The sequence below is a fragment of the Streptomyces sp. NP-1717 genome, assembly GCF_022695985.1.
Classification (GTDB): domain Bacteria; phylum Actinomycetota; class Actinomycetes; order Streptomycetales; family Streptomycetaceae; genus Streptomyces.
In genome coordinates this window covers 1-22,835 of record NZ_JAAPBF010000109.1, presented here as the reverse complement: position 1 = coordinate 22,835, position 22,835 = coordinate 1, and the positions used below count along the sequence as shown (strand labels likewise).

At 71.3% G+C, this 22,835-nt stretch carries 19 protein-coding genes, 2 tRNA genes and 1 pseudogene; 14 read left to right on the top strand and 8 right to left on the bottom strand.

What is annotated here, in order from left to right; translation table 11 throughout:
- Positions 1-237 precede the first annotated feature (237 nt).
- On the bottom strand, positions 238-843 hold the full coding sequence (locus GXP76_RS21305; protein WP_374361938.1) for a PPA1309 family protein: 606 nt from the start codon (positions 841-843) through the stop codon (positions 238-240).
- Between the two features lie 150 nt (positions 844-993).
- Between GXP76_RS21305 and GXP76_RS21300 the strand changes: the two genes are divergently transcribed.
- From GXP76_RS21300 to GXP76_RS21285, 4 genes are all read left to right on the top strand, one after another.
- The gene (locus GXP76_RS21300; protein ID WP_242573169.1) at positions 994-3,912 is read left to right on the top strand and encodes a UPF0182 family protein; all 2,919 of its coding nucleotides are present in this window, start codon (positions 994-996) and stop codon (positions 3,910-3,912) included.
- A gap of 42 nt (positions 3,913-3,954) precedes the next feature.
- A tRNA-Met gene (locus GXP76_RS21295) sits at positions 3,955-4,028 on the top strand.
- Positions 4,029-4,265: 237 nt separating this feature from the next.
- Positions 4,266-6,227 (top strand): tetratricopeptide repeat protein, encoded by a 1,962-nt coding sequence (locus GXP76_RS21290; RefSeq protein WP_242573166.1) that lies wholly within the window; start codon positions 4,266-4,268, stop codon positions 6,225-6,227.
- Positions 6,228-6,318: 91 nt separating this feature from the next.
- Positions 6,319-6,392, top strand: a tRNA-Met gene (locus GXP76_RS21285).
- Positions 6,393-6,503: 111 nt separating this feature from the next.
- Here the strand turns inward: GXP76_RS21285 and GXP76_RS21280 are convergent.
- Positions 6,504-6,920: a Fur family transcriptional regulator gene (locus GXP76_RS21280; RefSeq protein ID WP_242573165.1), complete on the bottom strand. Its 417-nt coding sequence runs from the start codon at positions 6,918-6,920 to the stop codon at positions 6,504-6,506.
- Positions 6,921-7,062: 142 nt separating this feature from the next.
- On the opposite strand from GXP76_RS21280, the gene GXP76_RS21275 reads away from it, so the two are divergent.
- The gene (locus GXP76_RS21275; protein ID WP_242573164.1) at positions 7,063-8,514 is read left to right on the top strand and encodes a catalase; all 1,452 of its coding nucleotides are present in this window, start codon (positions 7,063-7,065) and stop codon (positions 8,512-8,514) included.
- 90 nt (positions 8,515-8,604) lie between these two features.
- Here GXP76_RS21275 and GXP76_RS21270 read toward each other — a convergent pair whose 3' ends face one another.
- Together GXP76_RS21270 and hisN are read right to left on the bottom strand one after the other, a co-directional pair.
- The gene (locus GXP76_RS21270; protein WP_242573163.1) at positions 8,605-9,006 is read right to left on the bottom strand and encodes a cyclic nucleotide-binding/CBS domain-containing protein; all 402 of its coding nucleotides are present in this window, start codon (positions 9,004-9,006) and stop codon (positions 8,605-8,607) included.
- Positions 9,007-9,246: 240 nt separating this feature from the next.
- On the bottom strand, positions 9,247-10,047 hold the full coding sequence (gene hisN, locus GXP76_RS21265) for a histidinol-phosphatase (RefSeq protein ID WP_242573162.1): 801 nt from the start codon (positions 10,045-10,047) through the stop codon (positions 9,247-9,249).
- Between the two features lie 151 nt (positions 10,048-10,198).
- On the opposite strand from hisN, the pseudogene GXP76_RS21260 reads away from it, so the two are divergent.
- Positions 10,199-10,744, top strand: a pseudogene (locus tag GXP76_RS21260) (TetR/AcrR family transcriptional regulator); the annotation flags it as partial.
- Positions 10,745-11,072: 328 nt separating this feature from the next.
- Here GXP76_RS21260 and GXP76_RS21255 read toward each other — a convergent pair.
- From GXP76_RS21255 to GXP76_RS21240, 4 genes are all read right to left on the bottom strand, one after another.
- Positions 11,073-11,399, bottom strand: coding sequence for a multidrug efflux SMR transporter (locus tag GXP76_RS21255; protein WP_242573161.1), 327 nt, complete (start codon positions 11,397-11,399; stop codon positions 11,073-11,075).
- Positions 11,400-11,523: 124 nt separating this feature from the next.
- Positions 11,524-12,534 carry a ribosome small subunit-dependent GTPase A gene (gene rsgA, locus GXP76_RS21250; RefSeq protein ID WP_242573160.1) on the bottom strand — a complete coding sequence of 337 codons (1,011 nt, stop codon included), beginning with the start codon at positions 12,532-12,534 and terminating at the stop codon, positions 11,524-11,526.
- A gap of 4 nt (positions 12,535-12,538) precedes the next feature.
- Positions 12,539-13,915, bottom strand: coding sequence for a 3-phosphoshikimate 1-carboxyvinyltransferase (gene aroA, locus GXP76_RS21245; protein ID WP_242573159.1), 1,377 nt, complete (start codon positions 13,913-13,915; stop codon positions 12,539-12,541).
- A 155-nt stretch (positions 13,916-14,070) separates the two neighbouring features.
- Positions 14,071-14,808: a M50 family metallopeptidase gene (locus tag GXP76_RS21240; RefSeq protein WP_242573158.1), complete on the bottom strand. Its 738-nt coding sequence runs from the start codon at positions 14,806-14,808 to the stop codon at positions 14,071-14,073.
- Positions 14,809-15,154: 346 nt separating this feature from the next.
- Between GXP76_RS21240 and GXP76_RS21235 the strand changes: the two genes are divergently transcribed.
- The 8 genes from GXP76_RS21235 to GXP76_RS21200 form a co-directional block, all read left to right on the top strand.
- Positions 15,155-15,670, top strand: a complete 516-nt coding sequence (locus tag GXP76_RS21235; RefSeq protein WP_164252687.1) for a lytic polysaccharide monooxygenase auxiliary activity family 9 protein — start codon at positions 15,155-15,157, stop codon at positions 15,668-15,670.
- Positions 15,671-15,865: 195 nt separating this feature from the next.
- On the top strand, positions 15,866-16,681 hold the full coding sequence (locus GXP76_RS21230; protein ID WP_242573157.1) for an SOS response-associated peptidase: 816 nt from the start codon (positions 15,866-15,868) through the stop codon (positions 16,679-16,681).
- A gap of 126 nt (positions 16,682-16,807) precedes the next feature.
- On the top strand, positions 16,808-17,473 hold the full coding sequence (locus GXP76_RS21225) for an alpha/beta family hydrolase (RefSeq protein ID WP_242573156.1): 666 nt from the start codon (positions 16,808-16,810) through the stop codon (positions 17,471-17,473).
- A gap of 277 nt (positions 17,474-17,750) precedes the next feature.
- Positions 17,751-18,410 carry a sigma-70 family RNA polymerase sigma factor gene (locus GXP76_RS21220; protein WP_069627276.1) on the top strand — a complete coding sequence of 220 codons (660 nt, stop codon included), beginning with the start codon at positions 17,751-17,753 and terminating at the stop codon, positions 18,408-18,410.
- Positions 18,407-18,727 carry a mycothiol system anti-sigma-R factor gene (gene rsrA, locus GXP76_RS21215; protein WP_242573155.1) on the top strand — a complete coding sequence of 107 codons (321 nt, stop codon included), beginning with the start codon at positions 18,407-18,409 and terminating at the stop codon, positions 18,725-18,727. Before GXP76_RS21220 ends, rsrA begins: the two co-directional genes overlap by 4 nt.
- 191 nt (positions 18,728-18,918) lie before the next feature.
- On the top strand, positions 18,919-20,460 hold the full coding sequence (locus GXP76_RS21210; RefSeq protein WP_242573154.1) for an HD-GYP domain-containing protein: 1,542 nt from the start codon (positions 18,919-18,921) through the stop codon (positions 20,458-20,460).
- Entirely contained in the window at positions 20,457-21,743 is a 1,287-nt protein-coding gene (locus GXP76_RS21205; RefSeq protein WP_242573153.1) for an HD-GYP domain-containing protein, read from the top strand. Before GXP76_RS21210 ends, GXP76_RS21205 begins: the two co-directional genes overlap by 4 nt.
- A 104-nt stretch (positions 21,744-21,847) precedes the next feature.
- The coding region (locus GXP76_RS21200) for a hypothetical protein (protein WP_242573168.1) at positions 21,848-22,835 on the top strand (988 nt) is incomplete at its 3' end.

The following is a 22,835-nucleotide window of genomic DNA, read 5'->3' as shown; positions in this document are numbered from 1 at the left end:
TGCGGGCGGGCTGGACCGGTCTGGCCCGGTGGGTGCGGTGTCCTCAATCGCCGGACGGGCTTGAAATGCCCGCTGGGCGGGGCTTGAAGTGCCCCTGGGCGGGCTGAGTGGTGCCGGACGGGCCAGCACGTCGGCCGGAATGGAGATGCCCGCCGTGCTGGAAGTGGTGTCTGTGCGGCCGGGTGCCCGTCCGGCGGATCTCCGCCCGGAGATCCGCCGGACAGGGCCCGGAGGGCGTTACGCCTCGAACGTGGCCGACAGGGCCTCCGCCAGGCCCGGGACCAGGCCCGCGCCCGTCAGGACCTGGGTCGGCGAGTCCTTCTCGCGCAGCCGCAGCGCCGAGTCCCGCGTCCCGTCCCGCAGCACGGCGACCGTCATCCGTACCTCCTGGCGGTCCGGGTGCGCGGCGACCCAGTCCACGAGCGCGGACTCGTCGAGGTCGTCGGGCACCGACGCCTCGGCGGACGGCGGCAGCATCAGACGCTCCACCGTGATCGCGCAGCCCGCGACCGCACCCGGCCACGCGATCGTCGCGAGAAACTCGTCGAGCGGCGTACCCGCCGGGATCTCGTCCTGCTCGACGGGCGTGAGCGGGGCGGGTGTCGAGCCGTCGTCGAGACCGAGCTGGGTGGCCAGCTCCGGCTCGTCGGACCGCAGCCGTGCCGTGTCGACGAGCGCGAACAGTCTGGCGGGCTGGTCCCAGCCCAGGCCGGAGGCGTATTCGTCGATCTCCAGCACCGCTCTGGTGATGGGGGTCGAGGCGACCGGACCCGATGCCGAGGACGGCTGATCGGACGAGGAGGCCGGGGAAGAGGAGGAGGAAAGGTTGGACATGGCCAACATCCTGCCTCCTTCGGACCCCCGTGCGGGAACTAGGTAAAGCCTCAGTAAGTTGCATGGGTGGGCCCTACGATCGTTCGGGCCCGCTTACAGACGCTGATTCAGCTGCTTCACACGACCGCGAACTTCGAGGTGCGCACGTTGGCTTTCCAGATGCCGGACCGCGGCGGAGGCCCGACCGGGCCACGGATCAGAGTGGGCCGGCCGTCCAGACGTGCCCGGACCCTGCTCATGACACTGGGCATCCTGGCCGTCCTGGCCATGCTGTTCGTCATGTTCGCGGGGTTCTGGACCGACTGGCTCTGGTATCGCTCGGTGAAATATTCGTCCGTTTTCACCACCACCCTCTGGACCAAGATCGGCCTGTTCGCCGTCTTCGGTCTGCTGATGGCCGCGGCCGTCGGCGTCAACATCTGGCTGGCGCACCGGCTGCGCCCGCCGCTGAGCGCGATGTCGCTGGAGCAGCAGAGCCTCGACCGGTACCGGATGGGCATCGCCCCGTACAAGAAGTGGGTGCTGCTCGGGATCACCGCCCTGGTCGGGCTGATCGCCGGAGCCTCCGCGGCCGGTCAGTGGCGCACGTGGCTGATGTGGATCAACGGGGTGCCGTTCGGGCAGAAGGACCCCCAGTTCAACCTGGACGTGAGCTTCTACGCGTTCGACCTGCCCTGGTACCGCTTCATGCTCGGCTTCGGCTTCGCCGCCGTCGTGCTGGCACTGATCGCCGCCGCGCTCACGCACTATCTGTACGGAGGGCTGCGCGTCACCAGCCCCGGCGCGCGTGCGACGGGCGCGGCCACCGGCCACCTCTCGGTGCTGCTCGGTATCTTCGTCTCGCTCAAGGCCGTGGCGTACTGGCTCGACCGGTACGGGCTCGCGGTGAAGTCGAGTGACTTCAAGGCCACCGGCAACTGGACGGGTCTGAGGTACGTCGACGCCAACGCCTACCTGCCGGCGAAGACGATCCTGTTCTGCATCGCCGCCATCTGCGCCGTGCTGTTCTTCGCGACGCTCTGGCGCCGCACCTGGCAGCTGCCGGTGATCGGCTTCGGCCTGATGGTCCTGTCCGCCATCCTCATCGGCGGCCTCTACCCGGCGATCGTGCAGAAGTTCCAGGTCCAGCCGAACGAGCAGGCCAAGGAAGCCCCGTACATCGAGAAGAACATCGATGCCACGCGCTCCGCGTACGGCATCGACGACGCCGATGTGACGGACTACTCGGGCAAGGGCACGCCCGACAAGAAGGCCGAGCAGCGCAAGGCGGCCGACTCCGCCGCCAGCTACCGGCTGGTCGACCCGAACGTGGTCTCGCCCGCCTTCCAGCAGCTCCAGCAGGAACGCAAGTACTACCAGTTCCCGGACACGCTGGACGTCGACCGCTACACCGGGCCGGACGGCAAGCCGCAGGACACGGTCATCGGTCTGCGCGAGCTGAACATCGCCGGTATCCCCAAGCGCAACTGGATCAACGACCACTTCACCTATACCCATGGGTACGGAGCGATCTCGTCCAAGGGCACGGGGACGGTCACCGACGAGAACGACGGCACGATCGGCGCGCCCGAGTTCACCGAGTCCGGCCTGCCGACCACCGGTCAGCTCGGCAAGTACGAGCAGCGGATCTACTACGGCGAGAAGACCCAGCAGTACTCGATCGTGGGCGGCCCGCAGAAGGAGCTCGACTACGAGAAGAACGGTGAGCAGACCACCAGCTACAAGGGCAAGAGCGGTGTCGACCTCTCCAACCCGGTGAACCGCGCGGCGTACGCCGTGGCGTTCAGCGAGCCGCAGATGCTCTACTCGGGCGCCATCGGCGAGGGTTCGCGGATCCTCTACAACCGCACGCCCAAGGAGCGCGTCGAGGCGGTCGCGCCGTGGCTGACCATCGACGGTGACGCCTATCCGGCCGTGGTCGACGGCAAGATCCAGTGGATCGTCGACGCCTACACCACGACGAACGGCTATCCGTACGCCTCCCGTACGACGCTGGGCGACACCACGGCCGACTCGCTGACCAACAACCAGCGCGCGGTCGTCGCACAGCAGAACCAGGTCAACTACATCCGCAACTCGGTGAAGGCCACCGTCGACGCGTACGACGGCTCGGTCAGCCTGTACCAGTGGGACACCAAGGACCCGGTCCTCAAGACCTGGATGAAGGCCTTCCCGGACACGGTGAAGCCGAAGGCGGACATCAAGCCGGAGCTGCTGGCCCATCTGCGGTATCCGCAGGACATGTTCAAGGTCCAGCGCGAGTTGCTCACCCGCTACCACGTCACCGACGCCGCCCAGTTCTACAGCGGTTCCGACGCGTGGCAGGTGCCCGACGACCCGACGAACAAGGACAACAGCGCGGTCCCGCCGTACTACCTGAGTCTGAAGATGCCGGGACAGACGTCCCAGAAGTTCTCGCTGACGACGACCTTCACCCCCAACGGACGCCCCAATCTGGGTGCGTTCATGGCGGTCGACGCCGACGCCAACAGCAAGGACTACGGCACGATCAGAGTCCTGAGAGTGACGTCCACGGTCCAGGGACCACAACAGGTGCAGAGCGAGTTGAACGGCGTGCCCGAAGTGGCCACGTTCGTCCGGGACATGAGAGGCACCGACTCGGACATCGAGTACGGCAATCTCCTGACCGTGCCGCTCGACGGCGGATTCCTCTACATCGAGCCGGTGTACGCCCGGGGTGGCAGCGCGAACTATCCGCTGCTGAAGAAGGTGGCCGTCTCCTACGGAGGCAAGCCGGTCTTCAAGGACAGTCTGTCCGAGGCGCTGAACGCGGTGTTCGGTGTCGACGGCGCCGAGCCGCCGCCGGAGACGACGCCACCGGGCGACGGTGACACGACGACTCCGCCGGCCACCGGTGACGCCGCCCTTGAGGACGCCATCGCCGACGCCCAGAAGGCGTACTCGGACGGCGAGGCCGCCCTGGCGAAGCAGGACTGGGAGGCGTACGGGAAGGCCCAGGAGGCCCTCCAGGACGCCCTGGCGCGCGCGGCCGAGGCGGAGAAGTCCGCCGAGGCGCCGGCCAAGCCACCGGCGGGCGGGAGCGACGACAAGAGCTGATCAGCGACCACCCCGCGTCGTGGTACGGTTTGGACACAACGACGCGGGGTGGAGCAGCTCGGTAGCTCGCTGGGCTCATAACCCAGAGGTCGCAGGTTCAAATCCTGTCCCCGCTACTTCTCAGACAAAGGCCCGGATCCGACAAGGATCCGGGCCTTTGCTGCGCGTTGCGATGTCTTCGTACCTGTTCGTGGCCGGTCCGTGACCGTGTGTCCGGTGAAGTGGGCGGTGGGAGTGGCGAGTTGACCGGGGAGGCGTTTGGGTTGTCTCTCTGTGGGCATGTCGACAAAACGCTGAAGTGACCTTGGTGGCCGCGATATACCGGGTGTACGCGGGTAACAGGTGGTGCAACGATGGACTTTATGGGGGACAGGGCAACTCTGTTGGAAACAGGGCGGTTTGTACCGAGACAGGCGGAAGACGCCGCCGGCGTCGAGAACTCCGGGGGCGCGGCCGGCGCCACGGCCGCCGGTGGCCCCACCGAGGGCGCCGACGCCGAGACGGAGGCGCGCCACCGGCGTGCCGCCGACACGGGTGACGTCGCGTCCATGAGCGTGCTCGGCGCGCTGCTGCTGCGCCGGGGCGATCTCGACGCCGCCGAGACGTACCTGCGCGCGGCCACCGCCGCGGGCGACCGCGCCGCCGCCAACAACCTCGGGGTCCTCCTCCACCAGCGCGGTTACACGGAGGAGGCGGCGGGCTGGTGGCGCGTCGCCGCCGTCGCCGGTTCGGCCGCCGCCGCGCACGCGCTCGGCCGGCACTACCGCGAGCAGGGCGACGAGCCCGCCGCCGAGTACTGGCTGCGGCTGTCCGCGGAGCAGGGGCACGCGCTGGGCGCGTACGCCCTCGCCGATCTGCTGGAGCACCGCAGCGACGTCGGTTCGGAGCGCTGGCTGCGGGCCGCCGCCGAGCAGGGGCACCGGGAGGCCTCGTACCGGCTCGCGCGCGGACTGGAACGGCGGGCGCGGCAGGCCGCCCGTACCGGCGACGCCGTCCACGCGGTCATCGCGGGCAGACGGGACGGTGCCCGTGACGGTTCGGCCCCGGGTCTCCGTGAGGTGCCCGCCGGCGCGGTCCCCGGGGCCGCGGCCGACGCCGGGCAGTCGCTCCTCGCCGAGGCCGCCCAGTGGTACCGGCAGGCGGCGGCCCGCGGGCACCGCCGCGCCGCGCTGCACCTCGGGGCGATCCTGGAGAGCCGCGGCGAGCTGAAGGAGGCCGGGCGCTGGTATCTGACGTCCGCCGAGGACGGCGAGGCGCGGGCCGCCTGCGCCCTCGGCTTCCTGCTGCGTGACGCGGGCGACGAGGAGAGCGCCGCCGTCTGGTGGCTGCGGGCCGCGCAGGACGGCGACGGCAACGCCGCCAACGCGCTCGGCGCGCTCCACGCCGCGCGCGGCGAGCAGCAGACCGCCGAGCGCTGGTACCGGGCCGCGATGGACGCGGGCGACGTCAACGGGGCGTACAACCTCGGGCTGCTCTGCGCGGCCCAGGACCGTACGGCGCAGGCCGAGCAGTGGTACCGCCGGGCGGCGTACGCGGGCCACCGCGAGGCGGCCAACGCCCTCGCCGTCCTGCTCCTCCAGGCCGGTGACCCGACCGGCGCCGAGCCGTGGTTCTCCAAGGCGGCCGAGGCGGGCAGCGTCGACGCCGCGTTCAACCTCGGCATCCTCCACGCGGGCCGTGACGACGACCGTACGGCCCTGGTCTGGTACGAGCGGGCGGCGGCGGCCGGGCACACCGAGGCGGCCCTCCAGGTCGGCATCGCGTGCCTCAGGGACGGCGACGAGCAGGCGGCGGAGCGGCATCTGCGGTGCGCGGCCGGCGGCGGCAGCGCGGAGGCCGCCTTCCGGCTGGCGACGGTGCTGGACGCGCGGCAGCCACCGCCGGGCGCGCCCGCGCTCGGCGAGACGCAGCCGGAGAAGACCGAGTGCGAGCAGTGGTACGAGCGGGCGGCCGAGCAGGGTCACCGGCGTGCCCAGGTGCGGGTCGGGATGCTCGCCGCGGGCCGCGGCGACATGACGGACGCGGCGCGCTGGTACCGGGAGGCGGCGGAGGCGGGCAGCCGCAACGGCGCCTTCAACCTGGGGCTGTTGCTGGCCCGTGAGGGCAGCGAGCGGGAGGCGGCGCTGTGGTGGTCCCGCGCGGCGCAGGCCGGTCACGGGCGTGCGGCGCTGCGGCTCGCGCTGCTCGCGGCCCGGCGCGGGGAGCTGACCGAGGGGCAGCGCTGGTGCGCCCGTGCCGTGGAGTTGGGACCGTCCGAGGTGACGGAGCGGGCCGCGGCGCTGCGCGAGGCGCTGCATCAGGAGCTGACCGCGTGAGCGCCGGTCGCCCTCGGGCGGCCGGCGTCTTTCCCCAGCCGGAAAGGAATTTGCGCTGGTCGACGGGGTGACGTAATGTCGAGTTCACCGACGCGGGGTGGAGCAGCTCGGTAGCTCGCTGGGCTCATAACCCAGAGGTCGCAGGTTCAAATCCTGTCCCCGCTACTGAAGAAGGACGAAGGCCCGGATCCGATACAGGATCCGGGCCTTCGTCGTGTGCCGGAGCGGGCGGGGTGCTGCGGGGTGCTCAGCCCCCGGACCGGGTGCCCAACGGGCTCACGCCTTGGCGCAGTTGGGGCAGGTGCCCCGGTAGGTCACTTCCACGTCCGAGATCGCGAAACCGAAGCGCTCCGTCGTGGGGAGGTCGGCCAGCGGATCACCCAGCGGGTGCACGTCGCGGATCGTGCCGCACTGCGCGCAGACCAGGTGGTGGTGGGGCCGGTGGGCGTTCGGGTCGTACCGCTTGGCACGGCGGTCCGTGGAGACCTCGATGACCTCTCCGAGCGTCACCATCTCGCCGAGGGTGTTGTACACGGTCGCCCGGGAGATCTCGGGCAGCCGGGCGACGGCCCGCGCGTGCACCTCGTCCGCCGTGAGGTGTACGTGGTCCCCGTCGAGGACCTCGGCCACCACACGGCGCTGGGCGGTCATCCGCCAGCCGCGTTCGCGAAGTCGTTCCAACAGGTCACTCATGAGGATCAGCTTAACAGTGAAGCCGCCCAGATCCTGAACGAGTGTGGAGTTGGACCCCTGCTTGACTTAGACAAAGTCCATCGTAGGATCGTGACAGGCAACCGCCGAGGCACAGGTTCAGCAGGACGACCGGGAGGCGCACGTGACGCAGGGACCGCTTACTACGGAGGCCGGCGCGCCGGTGGCCGACAACCAGAACAGCGAGACGGCCGGCGCCGGTGGTCCCGTTCTGGTTCAGGACCAGGCCCTTCTGGAGAAGCTCGCCCACTTCAACCGCGAGCGCATTCCGGAGCGGATCGTGCACGCCCGCGGCGCCGGCGCGTACGGCACCTTCACGCTCACCCGTGACGTGTCGCGGTGGACGCGTGCCAAGTTCCTCTCCGAGGTGGGCAAGCGGACCGAGACCTTCCTGCGCTTCTCCACCGTGGCCGGCAACCTCGGCTCGGCCGACGCGGTCCGCGACCCGCGCGGCTTCGCGCTGAAGTTCTACACCGAGGAGGGCAACTACGACCTCGTCGGCAACAACACCCCGGTGTTCTTCATCAAGGACGCCATCAAGTTCCCCGACTTCATCCACACCCAGAAGCGCGACCCGTACACGGGCAGCCAGGAGGCTGACAACGTATGGGACTTCTGGGGCCTGAGCCCCGAGTCGACGCACCAGGTGACCTGGCTGTTCGGCGACCGGGGCATCCCGGCCACGCTGCGCCACATGAACGGCTACGGCTCGCACACCTACCAGTGGAACAACGAGGCCGGCGAGGTCTTCTGGGTCAAGTACCACTTCAAGACCGACCAGGGCATCAAGAACCTCACCACCGACGAGGCGAACCGGCTCGCCGGCACCGACCCCGACAGCCACCAGCGCGACCTCCGCGAGTCGATCGAGCGCGGTGAATTCCCGTCCTGGACCGTGCAGATCCAGGTCATGCCCGCGGCGGACGCGGCCGGCTACCGCTTCAACCCGTTCGACCTGACCAAGGTCTGGCCGCACGAGGACTACCCGCCGGTCGAGATCGGCAGGCTGGAGCTCAACCGCAACCCGGAGAACATCTTCGCCGAGGTCGAGCAGTCGATCTTCAGCCCGGCGCACTTCGTGCCCGGCATCGGCCCCTCGCCCGACAAGATGCTCCAGGGCCGGCTGTTCGCGTACGGCGACGCCCACCGCTACCGCGTCGGCATCAACGCCGACCACCTGCCGGTGAACCGTCCGCACGCCACCGAGGCGCGGACGAACAGCCGCGACGGACTCCTGTACGACGGCCGCCACAAGGGCGCCAAGAACTACGAGCCGAACAGCTTCGGCGGCCCGTTCCAGACGGACAGGCCGCTCTGGCAGCCCCTCCCGGTCGCCGGCGCCACGGGCAGCACCGAGGCCCCCGGCCACGCCGAGGACAACGACTTCGTGCAGGCCGGCAATCTCTACCGGCTGATGTCGGAGGACGAGAAGGTCCGACTGGTGGACAACCTCGCCCAGTTCATCTCCCAGGTCTCGCGCGACGACATCGCCGAGCGGGCGGTCGGCAACTTCCGTAAGGCGGACGGAGACTTCGGCAAGCGGCTGGACAGCGCGGTCCAGGCACTGCGCGGCTGACGCCCTTGCCGATGAGGTGGTGGAAGCCGGGTTCCGGGACGGATCCGGCTTCCATCGCCGCCCCGCGAGATGCTCCGGCCGGCCGGGACCTCAGCCGGTCAGCGCCGACGGGCGCCGCGCGACCGGGGCCCAGCAGCGGATGATGTCGCGTACGGAGACGATGCCGACCGGCTCCCGGTCGTCGCACACGATCAGATGACGGAAGCCGCCGTGTGTCATCGCCTCGGCCGCCTCCTCCAGGGTCCAGACCGGTGAGGCGAACACGACCTCGGTGGTGGTGTGCGTGCCGGCGAGTTCCTCGTCCGGATCCTGATCGGCGCCGATCGAGATCAGGATGTCACGCTCGGTGATGATCCCGAGGCCGCAGTTGTCGGTGTCCAGGACGACGGCCGCGCCGACCCGGCGTGCCGCCATCAGCTGCGCGGACTGGCGGAGTGTGTGGGTGGGCCCGATGGTGAGGACCACCGTGCTCATGGCGTCACGGACGAGCATGGATGGAGCCACCTCCTTCGGTGAACCGGTCCCTCTGCTGGAGAACGAATTCACAAGTTCACAAGTGGGGGTAGTCTCAGAGTGACACCGGCACGGTGAGTCAACAAGGGGGCGGGCGGAGCGAGACGTCCGGCGCGCGACGACCGGAACCGTACGCCCCCGGCGCCCCAAGGATTTCCCGATCCCCCGAATGGCCTATCGCCGACGGTAAAATCTCGGCCGGGCGCAGGTGGGCGTCGCTCAGTAGCGCTGGTTCAGGTAGCCGAGCAGCTCCTCGTGCAGCACCCCGTTCGACGCCGCCGCGTTGCCGCTGTGCGGCCCCGAACGCCCGTCCAGGCCCGTGAACCGCCCGCCCGCCTCCTGGACGATGATCGACGGCGCCGCCATGTCCCACAGCGAGAGCTCCGGCTCCGCGCACATGTCCACCGAGCCCTCGGCGACCATCATGTACGGCCAGAAGTCGCCGTACCCGCGCGTACGCCAGCAGGCCCGGGTCAGGTCCAGGAACCCGTCGAGGCGGCCCTGCTCCTCCCAGCCCTTCAGCGACGCGTGTGCGAACGAGGCGTCCCCGATGCGCGAGACCTTCGAGACATGCAGCCGGGTCGCCGCGGAGAGGCTGCGGCCCGAGTACGCGCCGCCGCCCTTGGCCGCCCACCAGCGGCGCGCCAGCGCGGGCGCCGACACCACGCCGACCACCGGCTCGTAGCCGCCCTCGCCCGCCACCATCAGTGAGATCAGCGTCGCCCAGACGGGGACGCCGCGTACGTAGTTCTTGGTGCCGTCGATCGGGTCGACGACCCAGCGGCGCGGGCCGGTGCCCTCGATCCCGTACTCCTCGCCCAGGACGGCGTCACGGGGCCGCGCGCGCTGGAGATTGCCGCGGATCAGCTCCTCGGCCGACTTGTCGGCCTCACTCACCGGAGTCATGTCCGGTTTGGTGTCGACCTTCAGGTCGAGGGCCTTGAACCGGTCCATCGTCGCGGCGTCGGCGGCGTCCGCGAGGACATGGGCGAGTCGCAGATCATCGTGGTAATCGGGCATGGTCGTCACAGTATCGACAGCGTCCAAGATCGGGCTACGCGCCGGTGCCGCGGGCGCCCGGCGGGCGGCCGGAGCCGCTTCCGGTCCTCTTGACAGCGCGCGGGGCTGCGTCAACTCTGAGTGCGGAGCCGAACGGCCCGGGAGGCAAACGATGCCTACAGCGCGTGAAGCCCTACTCAACGCCGCACTTTCGGCGCTCACGGACCAGTCCTGGTCCGCCGTCAGGATGGTCGACGTCGCGTCGGCCGGCGGGGTCTCGCGGCAGACCCTCTACAACGAATTCGGCAGCAAGGACGGTCTCGCCCGCGCGCTCGTACGGCGCGAGGCGGATCTGTACCTGTACGGCGTCGAGCGGCTGCTGGCCGAGCCGGCGGACGCGGTCGACCGTCTGGTGTCGGTGGCCGAGTGGACGGTGTCCGAGGCGCGCTCCAGACCCCTGCTGCGGGCCCTTCTCACCGACGGCTGGACCGAACGCCACCCGGCGCCCCGTCCGCTGCGCCCGGCGGCCCATCCGGGGGGCGCGCCCGCCCAGCGCCGCGCGGACACCGGGCCGCCCGCTCCGGCGGAGCTGGTGGCGGCGGTACGGAACCGGGCGGTGGCAGCGCTGGACCCGGGGAGGCCGGACCACCGGGGCCGTACGGACGCGCTGCGGGGCGACCAGCCGCGTACGGACGCGCTGCGTGTGCAGGCCGGGCGGGTGCAGCGGGCCCGTGTCGAACAGGCGCGGGCGGACCAGGCGCGTGCCGACCAGGGACGTACGCCGCAGCACCGCGCACCGGAGCGAGCCCGCCCCGATCAACTCCGGCCCGATCAGGCCCGATCCGATCAGCCCCGGCCCGAGAACGGCCGCTCCGTCACGCCGTCACGTGCCCCCGAGCCCGCCCTCCGTACGAAGGACGACTCCGCCGAGCTGGCCTTCCGGTGCGAGCTGGCCGTACGGCTCGCTCTCGCGCATGTCGTCGCGCCCGACGGAGAGCCCGTCGGGCGCCTGGTGCGCGCGGCCGTCGCCGGGCCGGTCGCGGCGGTCAGTGCTGGGACGAACCCGAGAGCTGGAGGCCGATGACCCCGATGATGACCAGCGAGATCGAGACAATCTTCAGCGTCGAGACCAGGTCGTCCAGGAAGATCATTCCGTAGATCGCCGTACCGGCCGCGCCGATGCCGGTCCACACCGCGTACGCCGGTCCGACGTCCAGCTTCTTGAGGGAGAGGGTCAGCAGGCCGAAGCTGGCCAGCGCGAAGACCGCGAAGGCGACCGTCGGCCAGAGCCGGGTGAACCCGTGGGAGAGCTTGAGACAGACGGCGAAGCCCGTTTCGAGCAGCCCCGCGACCACGACCAGCAGCCACGCCATCGTCTGTGCCTCCCCGTTTCGCCCACCGCGTCTTTTCCACGCCTTGGTAACCCTTGGTAGGGCTCGCCGAGACTTGGTGAGTTTATGCACTTACCGGGGCTTGTGGGCGGCAAACAGGGCGGGGTCAGTCGCCCTCGCGCCGTTCGCGGGTGGAGAGCAGGCGGCGCAGCGAGTCGAGCCTCGACGGGTCGGCGTGTCCGTCGGCCACCCATGCGTCGAGCGCGCAGTCCGGTTCGTCGTGGCTGCAGCCGCGCGGGCAGTTCTCGGTCCCCGGCACGAGATCCGGGAAGGCCAGGATGACGCGCGAGGGATCGACGTGGTGAAGGCCGAAGGAGCGGATGCCGGGAGTGTCGATCACCCAGCCGTCCGCCTTCACCAGCGGCAGCGCGAGCGCCGAGGTGGTGGTGTGCCTGCCGCGCCCGGTCACCGCGTTGACCAGGCCGGTCGTACGGCGCCGGTCGTCCGGCACCAAGGCGTTGACGAGGGTCGTCTTGCCGACGCCGGAGTGCCCGACGAAGGCGGTCATCCGTCCTTCGAGGTACTCCCGTACGCGGTCGGCCGCCTCGCCGGAGGCCAGTTCGTCCCGTCGTGTGACGACGTAACGGATCCCCAGCGGCCGGTAGGTCTCCAGCAGTTCGTCCGCCGACGCCAGGTCGGACTTGGTCAGGATCAGCAGCGGTTCGAGGCCGGCGTCGAACGCCGCGACCAGACAGCGGTCGATCAGCCGGGGGCGCGGTTCGGGGTCGGCGAGTGCGGTGACCACGGCGAGCTGGTCGGCGTTGGCGACGACCACTCGCTCGAACGGGTCGTCGTCGTCCGCCGTGCGCCTCAGTACGGAGCGTCGCTTCTCGATCCGCACGATGCGCGCGAGCGTGTCCTTCCTGCCGCTCAGGTCCCCGACGAGCGACACCTGGTCACCGACCACGGCGGCCTTGCGGCCCAGTTCGCGCGCCTTCATCGCCAGGACGACGGTGTCGCCCACCAGACAGGTGAGCCGGCCCCGGTCGACGGTCAGGACCATCCCTCCGGCCGCGTCCTCGTGCTTGGGACGGATGTTCGTACGTGGCCGGTTGCCCTTGGGATTGGGGCGGGAGCGGATGTCGTCCTCGTCGGGGTTCTTGCCGTAGCGCCGCATCGCGTCAGGCTCCCGCTCCCGCGAGCATCTCGGTCCACATCCGCGGGAAATCGGGCAGGGTCTTGGACGTCGTCGCGACGTTCTCGATCTCCACGCCGTCGACGACGAGGCCGATGATCGAGCCGGCCGTGGCCATGCGGTGGTCCTCGTACGTGTGGAAGACGCCGCCGTGCAGGGGGCGCGGGCGGATGTGGAGGCCGTCGGCGGTCTCGGTGACGTCGCCGCCGAGCTCGTTGATCTCCTTGGTGAGGGCGGCCAGCCGGTCCGTCTCGTGCAGCCGCAGATGGGCGACGCCGCGCAGCGTGGAGGGGCTGTCGGCGAGTGCGGCGACGGCCGCGATGCCGGGGGTCAGCTCGCCGACCTCGCTCAGGTCGACGTCGATGCCGTGGATCCGGCCGCCGCCGCTGAAGTGCAGCCCCTGCTCGGTCAGTTCACAGGAACCGCCCATTTCGGTGAAGATGCGGCGCAGCGCGTCGCCGGGCTGGGTGGTGCGGATGGGCCAGTCCCGTACGGTCACCCGGCCGCCGGTCACGAGGGCGGCGGCGAGGAACGGCTGGGCGTTGGAGAGGTCCGGCTCGACGGTCAGGTCGCGGCCGAGCACCGCGCTGGGGGAGACCCGCCAGACGTTGGGCTCGCCGCCCGTCTCCGGCTCGTCGACCTGGGCGCCGACGCGGCGCAGCATGTCGACGGTCATCCGGATGTGGGGCAGGGACGGGAGGGTGGCGCCGACGTGCCGCACCTCGACGCCCTGGTTGAAGCGCGGGCCCGACAGCAGCAGCGCGGAGACGAACTGGGACGACGACGAGGCGTCGATCTCGACCGTGCCGCCTTCCAGGGCGCCGCCGCCGTGGACGGTCAGCGGGAGCGAGCCGCGGCCCTCGTCGTCGATGCGGGCGCCGAGGGCGCGCAGGGCGTCGATGACGCCGTTGAGCGGGCGTACGTAGGAGCGGGGATCGCCGTCGAAGTGGACGGGGCCGTCGGCGAGGGTGGCGACGGGCGGCAGGAAGCGCATGACCGTACCCGCGTTGCCGACGTCGACCGTGGCCGGGCCGTGCAGTCCGTTGGGGAAGATCCGCCAGGCCTCGCCGGTGAACGACGGGCCGCCGGCGGCGCGCGCGGGGGTCATGGAGCCCGCGGCGGCCGAACTGGAGGAGACCGTCTCCTCGATGCCGACGCCCATCGCGCGCAGGGCGTCCGCCATCAGGAGCGTGTCGCGTGAGCGCAGGGGGCGGCGCAGCCAGCCGGGTTCGGCGGCGAGCGCGGCCAGGACGAGTCCGCGGTTCGTGACCGATTTCGATCCGGGCACGGTGACCGTCGCTTCGACGGCCCCGCTCGCGTACGGGGCGGGCCAGGGGGCAGGGTGCACGGCGCTTTCGGTCATGGCCCTTACTTTAATGGCTGCACAACGGACCCGATCTCGATCAAATCCGTTGAAATCGGGGCGTAATACTGAGGTGGTATGGGGCCGCCGACCGGCTCGCGGAAGCGCCGCGTCCGGCCTGCGCCGCCTAGACCCCCGGTGACGGCCCCGCGGCCCTACAGGCCGAGCAGCCAGGTGCCTCCGCCGATCAGCGAGCACAGCGAGACGGCGTGGAAGAGGAACAGCCACATCGCGGGTGGTACGTGCGTCAGCCGCGCGAGCTGGTCGGCGTCGGAGTCGGGGGCGCCGCCGTGCCGCCGCTTGGACTGGAGCTCGAAGGCCGGGCGTACGCCGCCGAGGAGCAGGAACCACACCGCGGCGTACGCGAACGCGGCCTGCACGGTCGGGCCGGTCAGCCAGGAGATCAGCAGGAAGGCCGCACCCGTCACGATGACGGTGAGCGCCCCGTACGCGTTGCGGATCATCACGAGCATCACCAGCAGCAGGGCCGTGGCCAGCCACAGCAGCAGTGTGATGTGGTGCGCGGCGAGCAGCCAGGCGCCGCCCAGGCCCAGCAGCGGCGGGGCCGTGTAGCCGGCCGCCGCGGTGAGGATCATGCCGATGCCGGTGGGCTTGCCGCGGCTGACGGTCAGGCCCGAGGTGTCGGAGTGCAGCCGGATGCCGTCGAGCTTGCGGCCGGTGAGGAGGGCCACGAGGCCGTGCCCGCCCTCGTGGGCGATGGTGACGGCGTTGCGCGACAGCCGCCACAGGGAGTGCGGGACGACGGCGGCGAGCGCGACGACGGCGGTGGCGATCACCAGCCAGTCGTCGGGGACGGGCTGGGTGCCGGAGACGCGATCCCACAGATCGCCCATCGAGGCGGCGGCGAGGGCGCTGGAGTCGGTGCTGATCATCGCTCGGGCGGCTCCTTAGGAGGATGTGCGTCGTCGCAGTGTGGCACTTGGGTGAACGGCGGGGGGTCCGTAGGGCGCCCGGGGGCTTTCAAGCCACGTGCGGTCAAGGGCAGTTCACGTCTTGACGCACCCGAGAGCGGCTGTCATGGTCTAGACCTAGTAGAACATCGAAGAATGGAAAGCCCCGCGACAGCTCTGGCGCCGGACCGTCACCGGACCTCACCGGCTGTCGATGCAACTGTTCGTGCACCTTCGCGAGTTCCCCACACGCAGTGAGTCCCTCACGGGTCGGAGCCTGCGCGCCTTCGGCACCGGTCCCGTCGGACGTCACCACGAAGGAGTTGTCATGCACAAGAAAACCCGTCTCGGCCTCGTACTGAGTGCGGCGGTCGCGCCGATCATCGCCGTCACCCTCCCCGCCCCGACCGCCGGCGCCCACGGCTGGATCAACTCACCCGCCAGCCGCCAGGACCAGTGCAAGACCGGCGTCGTCTCCTGCGGCGACATCAAGTGGGAACCGCAGAGCGTCGAGGGCCCGAAGGGCCAGAAGAACTGCCACGGCGGCGTCGCCCGGTTCGCCGAGCTGAACGACGACAGCAAGGGCTGGCAGCGCTCCAACATCAGCGCCAACCAGACGTTCACCTGGACGCTGACGGCGCGGCACCGCACCAGCACCTGGCAGTACTTCGTCGGCAACACCAAGGTCGCCGAGTTCAACGACGGTGGCGCCCAGCCCGGCGCGACCGTGAGCCACAACGTCAACTTCGGCAGCATCCGCGGCAATCAGAAGGTCCTGGCCGTCTGGAACGTCTTCGACACCGCGAACGCGTTCTACGCCTGCGTCGACGTCAACATCCGCTGACCGAGGCGAGGGCGGAGCCGAGATCCGTCCCCGCTGGGGCCGGGACCGTTCCCGGTCCCAGCGGGGCGGCGGCGGCCTGATCGCCGTCCGCCACTTGCCCCGGCACACCGTCACCGGACAATCTGCGAGGGTTGGAGGGGTGTCGGTAGCGTGATCCGGCGCGGGCGTCGGGTCATGGGCAAGGGGTGGTCGAACATGTGCGGTCGGTACGCGGCGAGCCGGAGGCCGGAGGATCTCGTCGGGCTCTTCGACGTCGAGAAGTGGGAACCGGAGGAGACCCTCGCGCCCGACTGGAACGTCGCCCCTACCAAAGAGGTCTACGTCGTCCTGGAGCGCCCGGTGAAGGGCGCCAACGACCCCGCACCCGTACGTCAGCTCCGCACGCTCAAGTGGGGGCTCGTGCCGTCCTGGTCCAAGACGCCCGAGGGCGGCGCCCGGATGGTCAACGCGCGCGCGGAGACGGTGCACGAGAAGCCCTCCTTCCGGCGGCCCTTCGCCTCCCGGCGCTGCCTCATACCGGCCGACGGCTACTACGAGTGGGTCACGGCCCCCGAGGAGCGGCAGCTGGAGGAGCAGGGCAAGAAGAAGCGGCCCCGCAAGCAGCCGTACTTCGTCACCCCGGCCGACGGATCGGTCATGGCCCTGGCCGGCCTGTACGAGTTCTGGCGCGACAAGACCCTGCCCGACGACCATCCGAACGCCTGGTGGGTGACCTGCTCGGTCATCACCACCGAGGCGGAGACCGGCCCGCTCGGGGTGGCCCCCGCCGAGGGGCCCGGGTCGCTCGCCGACATCCACCCCCGGATGCCCCTGATGCTGACGCCCGACCGCTGGGACGCGTGGCTGGATCCGGCCCGCACTGACCCGGAGGAGCTGCGCGAGCTGCTCGCGCCGCCCCCGGAGGGGCTGATGCGCGCCTATCCCGTCGCGACGGCCGTCAGCAACGTACGGAACAACGGGCCGGAGCTCCTGGAGGAGCTGGCGGCGCCCGAGGAGAGCACCCTCTTCTAGAGACGGTCAGCAGAGGCAGAGGCCGGTAAGAGGCAGGCCCGTCGGGTGCGGGTCCCGCCGAGGCCGCGTGCGCCGCACAGGCCGGGGATCCCCGGCCTTCCCGTGCGCCGATGTGATCCTGGTGCCATGCAGAGCGAGATCGTCGACACCCCCGCGGGCGACGCCCGTATCACCTGGCACCTTCCCAAGAAGGGGACGCCCGCGCGGCTCGTCCTCGCCGTCGGCCACGGCGCGGGCGGCGGCATCGAGGCGCGCGACCTCCAGGCGCTCGCCGCCGCGCTGCCCCCGCTCGGGGTGAGCGTGGCGCTGGTCGAGCAGCCGTGGCGGGTCGCCGGGAAGAAGCTGGCACCGGCGCCCAAGACCCTCGACACCGGCTGGCGGGCCCTGTGGCCGGCGCTGGCAGGCCGGGGCCTGCCCGTCGTCGCGGGCGGGCGCAGCGCCGGAGCCCGTGTGGCCTGCCGTACCGCGAGCGAGCTGGGCGCCCACGCCGTACTGGCACTGAGCTTCCCGCTGCACCCGCCCGGCCGCCCGGAGAAGTCCCGCGCCGACGAACTGCTCGGGGCCGCGGTGCCCACGCTCGTCGTCCAGGGCGGCAACGACCCCTTCGGAAAGCCCGCCGAATTCCCCGCCGGCTCCGCCGGGAGCCCCGGCGGCGGCCACGAGCTGCTGGAGGTGCCGTACGGGGACCACTCCTTCGCCGTGCCCAAGCGGGCCACGATCACCCAGGACGAGGCACTGAACGTCCTCACCGACGGCGTCGGGAAGTGGATCCGGTCACAGTCGGCCCGCTGACGGAGCGTGGCCGCGCACCCGGGAATGCGTCGTGGGCGGCGGCTGTTGTGCCAGATGTCGGTACACAGATCCTGGAAAGGGAGTCCGTCGCATGGGTTCGACCATCTGCCCCGCCCGGTCGCACGCCACCGAAGTGGAGTGGACGGTGCTCTCCGCACCCAGGACCACGCCCGCTCGGCCGTCGGGCGAGACCGCGGTGCGGCCCGCCCCGGCACAAGGTCGACTATTCTCCGATTCGAGTGGGTCCGCCTTCGGGCCCGCCGCAGCGTTGGAGGAGGTGGGTCCGGTCACTGGGACCGACACAGGGACCGACGACGGCCACAGGGAAGAGTCAGCCGCCGAGCGGAACGCCCGTTTCGAGCGGGACGCACTCGGCTATCTCGACCAGATGTACTCGGCCGCGCTGCGCATGACGCGCAATCCGGCCGATGCCGAGGACCTCGTGCAGGAGACCTACGCCAAGGCGTACGGCTCCTTCCACCAATTCCGTGAGGGCACGAACCTCAAGGCGTGGATGTACCGCATCCTCACCAACACCTTCATCAACTCGTATCGCAAGAAGCAGCGTGAGCCCCAGCGCAGCGCCGCCGAGGAGATCGAGGACTGGCAGCTGGCGCGCGCCGAGTCGCACATGTCGACCGGGCTGCGCTCCGCCGAGTCCCAGGCGCTCGACCACCTTCCCGACTCCGACGTCAAGGAAGCGCTCCAGGCGATTCCCGAGGAGTTCCGCATCGCCGTGTATCTCGCCGACGTAGAGGGCTTTGCGTACAAGGAGATCGCGGACATCATGGGGACACCCATCGGTACGGTGATGTCGCGACTGCACCGTGGCCGGCGTCAACTGCGCGGCATGCTTGAGGACTACGCCCGCGAGCGCGGGCTTGCCCCGGCCGGCGCCGGAGAGTCGTCGGACGATCGGAAAGGCTCGGGCTCATGAGTTGCGGAGAGCCGCACGAGACGGATTGCACCGAAGTTCTCGACCATCTTTACGAGTACCTCGACCGGGAGATGCCGGACAAGGACTGCACCAAGTTCGAGGAGCACTTCGACGAGTGCTCGCCGTGTCTGGAGAAGTACGGACTCGAACAGGCCGTGAAGAAACTGGTCAAGCGGTGCTGCGGGCAGGACGACGTACCGACCGATCTGCGGGCCAAGGTCATGGGACGGATCGACCTCATCCGGGCGGGCCACGCCGTGCCCGAGCGTGACGTGACGGAAGTCGACACCGACCGGACGGCCACCGCCAACGAGTAGCCGGCGACAGCAGTACCGACACGCCTACGGGGCGCGCCCGCGCACATCGCGGCGCGCCCCGCGTCTGTTTCCCCGCACCATCACCCGATGGTGCTAATCACCGCCGCGGGCCCGTGAGCCGATGCCCAACTGGCTAGCCTGGCCCTTCCTTTCGGGCCGGTGGCAAGGGGGCGGGTGCGGGTGAGAGCGGGGTGAACGCCATTCCGGGAGCGGCGCGCGCGTACATCTGCTGCGCCGTGCTGGGGGCCCTCGTGTGCGTGCTCCCCGCCTTCGCGCTGCCCGGGCTGCACCTGGGCCCCGTGGCGGGAACGGAGAGCCTGTGGCCCGCCGTCCTGCTGCTCGGCACGCTGTACGCGCTCTGCGAGACGCCCGCCCGCTGCCGCTTCCTCGGGAGGTCGGTGCGCGGCGCGGTACCCGTCGCCGCCGGATCGTTCTTCCCCGTGCTCCTCACCGCCGCGTTCCTGCTGCCGCCCCCGGCCGCCGCGCTCGTGGCCGTCCCCGGCGCGCTGGCCGGCCAGGTCGCTCGCCGGCCGGCCGGGATCCGCCGCGTGTGGCGCGCGGCCCAGCTCGCCCTCGCCGTCTGGGCCGCCGCCCAGGCCCACCGGCTCCTCGGAGGACCGGCCGCGCTGGGCGGCGCCACCGCTACCGGCCACGGCGTTCCGGGAGCCCCCGGCGTCCCCGACTTCCCGTACGTCCTGCTGCCCGCCGGGGCCGGGGCGCTCGCCTTCTGTCTGGTCCTCAGCGCGCTCGACGGCGGCATCCTCGCCACCGCAGAACGGCGCCCCGTCCGCACCGCCTGGCGCGGCCTGCTGTCGCGCTCACTCGCCCCGTACGGCGCGCACGCCCTGGCCGGGCTGATGATGGCCGTCCTGTGGCGCAGCCCCTACGGGCCGCTCTCCGCGCTCTTGGTACTACTGCCGATGTACATCTCCTGCTGGGTCTTCGCGCAGTACCACCGCGAACGCGCCGCCCACCAGGCGACCATCAGGGCACTCGTGCAGGCCGTCGACCTCAAGGACCGGTACACGCGCGGCCACAGCGAACGCGTGGGGCGGGCGTCGGCGATGATCGCCGGCGAGCTCGGCATGGCCGGCGAACGCCTGGAAGTCCTCCGGTTCGCCGGGATCCTGCACGACGTGGGCAAACTCGGCGTCCCCACGCGCGTGCTGCGCAAGGACGGGCCGCTGACCCCCGAGGAGCGGCGCGTCATCGAACTGCACCCCGAGTACGGCCACGAGATCGTGCGCGGCATCGACTTCCTCGGCGAGGCCCGGTCGGCGATCCTGCACCACCACGAGAGACTCGACGGCAGCGGCTACCCGTACGGACTGGCGGGTGCCGAGATCCCCGAGTTCGCGAGGGTCGTCGCCGTCGCGGACGCCTTCGACGCCATGACCTCGACCCGGTCCTACCGGCGGGCGCGTCCCGTGCCGGTGGCGGTGGAGGAGTTACGGCGCTGCGCGGGCTCCCAGTTCGACCCGAGGATGGTGCGGGCGCTCGTACGGGCGCTGGACCGCCACGGCTGGCAGACGGCGGTGACGTCGGACGAACCGGATCCCGTGCCGCAGCCCCCGCCGGGCCCGGTGCGGAAGATACCGGCCGGGCCCGCCGGGGCGCGGCTCCCGGCGTCAGGGAACGCCGTCGCCGCCCCCCGGAGGAACGCCCCGCCCTCGCCTCACTCGAACGGCCGACGCAGGACCCGGCTCCCGGGGGCTCCCGGCGGTCGCCCGTGAACGCTCCGCACGCCCCGCCTCCCCGGCTCTCCCTCACCCTCGTCGCCGTCCGCGGTGCCGCGCTCGGGCTCGCCGGGGCCGGGCTCGGACAGACCCTGTGGCACGGCGTCGTCGAGCCCCGGAACGCGCTCGCCTTCGGCCTTCTCGTCACCCTCGGCGAACTCGTCCGCCGAGGCGCCCTCCCCGATGAGCGCGAGCCCGCGCCCCTCGCGGCCGCCGGAGCCCTCGCGTACGCGCTGCTCGGCCAGAGCGCGGGCCGGCCGGCCGAGCACGGCGTCCTCCAGACCGTCGCCGTCGTCGTCGCGGCGGTCCTCCTCGGAGCCGTACCGCATGTCGCCCGGGGCAGCGGTCCCACGCTCGACCACGTGGCACGACGCGTGCTCACCGTCGGCTTCGCCGCCGTCTGTTTCCAGCCGCTCGTCGCCTCGGGCGCATGGGGCGAGCGCGTCGGCGAGAGCCCGTACCACGCCCTTCTGCTCCTCCTCCTACTGATCCTGACCGCGCTGTGCGACGCGGTCCTCGCCGCGCTGATCCTGCGGGCCCGTACCGGCCATCCCTACGGTCCGCTCCTGCGCGACGAGCTGCGCGCCCTGACCTGCATCGGCTCGGCCGTCTGCGCGACCGGCGCGGTGATGGCGCTCGGCGTCGCCGTCGCGGGGCTGTGGGCGCTGCCGGTCTTCTGTGTGCCGCTGCTGCTGACCCAGCTGTCGTTCCGGCGGTACGCGGCGGTCCGTACGACCTACCGGCAGACCATCGCCTCGCTCGCCCGCGCCACCGAGATCGCCGGATACACCCGTCACGGCCACGCCCACAGGGTCGCCGAGCTGAGCCGCGCCGTCGGCCGTGAGCTGGGCCTCTCCGGGAGGGAGCTGACCGTCCTCGAACACGCGGCACTGATGCACGACATCGGCCAGCTCTCGCTCGTCGACCCCGTGCCCGACGGCGCGACCGCCCTGCTGCCGGTCACCGAGCAGCGGCGGATCGCACTGCTCGGCGGGGCCGTCGTGCGCCGGACCGGGGTTCCGTCGGCGGTCGCCGTCGTCGTGGAGCGGCAGGCCGATCCGTACCGCGAGCAGCCTCTGCCGGCCCGGATCGTCCGCACCGTCAACGCGTACGACGATCTCGCCACCGCGGGGGCGGGCGGCGGCGGAGGGGCGACGGGAGCGCTCAGCGCACTGGAGCGACTACGCCTGGGCACCGGCCACGACTACCAGCCGGAGGTCGTGGAATCCCTCGCGCGCGTCCTGTCACGCGGTGGTCTGACCCCTGGTCGGGCTGGGTAACCCATGGGTAAGGAGCGAGCGTCCGACCGGGCATGGTTGGATGCGAAGAGGAGTCCAAGAGGGTGTACGGGGGCACAGACCCGAGCGACCGGCAGGCGGGAATCGTGAAGATCTTCGGGAAGGTACGGCATCGGCCCTCCGCCTCGTGGCGGCAGGCCACCGACCGGGCGTTCACGCTGATCGGCGACGGGCGGTACGAGGACGCGGGTGCGCTGCTCACCCGTGCGGCGGATCTGGAGCCCTGGCTCTCCGAGTCCTGGTTCAACCTGGCTCTGCTGCACAAGTTCCGGCACGACTGGGAGCAGGCGCGGGCCGCCGGGCTGCGTGCCGTCGCGCTCCTCGACAAGGAGGCCGGAGCACCCGACTGGTGGAACGTCGGGATCGCGGCCACCGCGCTCCAGGACTGGCCGCTGGCCCGGCGGGCCTGGCAGGCGTACGGCCTCAAGGTGCCCGGCAATCAGTACACGGCCGCCGCGACCGGTGAGCCCGTCGGCATGGAGCTGGGCAGCGCGGCCGTCCGGCTCTCGCCCGAGGGCGAAGCCGAGGTCGTCTGGGGCCGCAGGCTCGACCCGGCCCGGATCGAGATCCTGTCCATCCCGCTGCCGTCGTCGGGCCGCCGCTGGGGCGAGGTCGTCCTGCACGACGGTGTGCCGAACGGTGAGCGTACGACCGCGGCGGGGTCGAGCGGCGCCGCGCGCGCCTTCCCGGTCTTCGACGAGATCGAGCTGTGGGCCCCGTCGCCCGTGCCGACCTGGGTGGTGCTGCTGGAGGCGGCGACCGAATCCGACCGGGACGCCCTGGAGCGGCTCGCGGCCGACGCGGGGTTCGCCGCCGAGGACTGGTCGTCCTCCGTACGACTGCTCTGCCGGGCCTGCTCGGAGAGCCGGATGCCGAGCGCCGAGGGCGACGGCGAACATCTCGATCCGCACGATCACAGTGAGCCGGGACATCCGGGACCGCTCGGGCATCGTACGGAGGGCGAGCTGTGGGTGCCCGAGCGTGAGTGCGGCATAGCCGCGCCGCCCGGACTGGTCCGGGGGCTGCTCGACGGCTGGGTGGCCGACAGCCCGGAGACACGTGAGTGGCGGGACC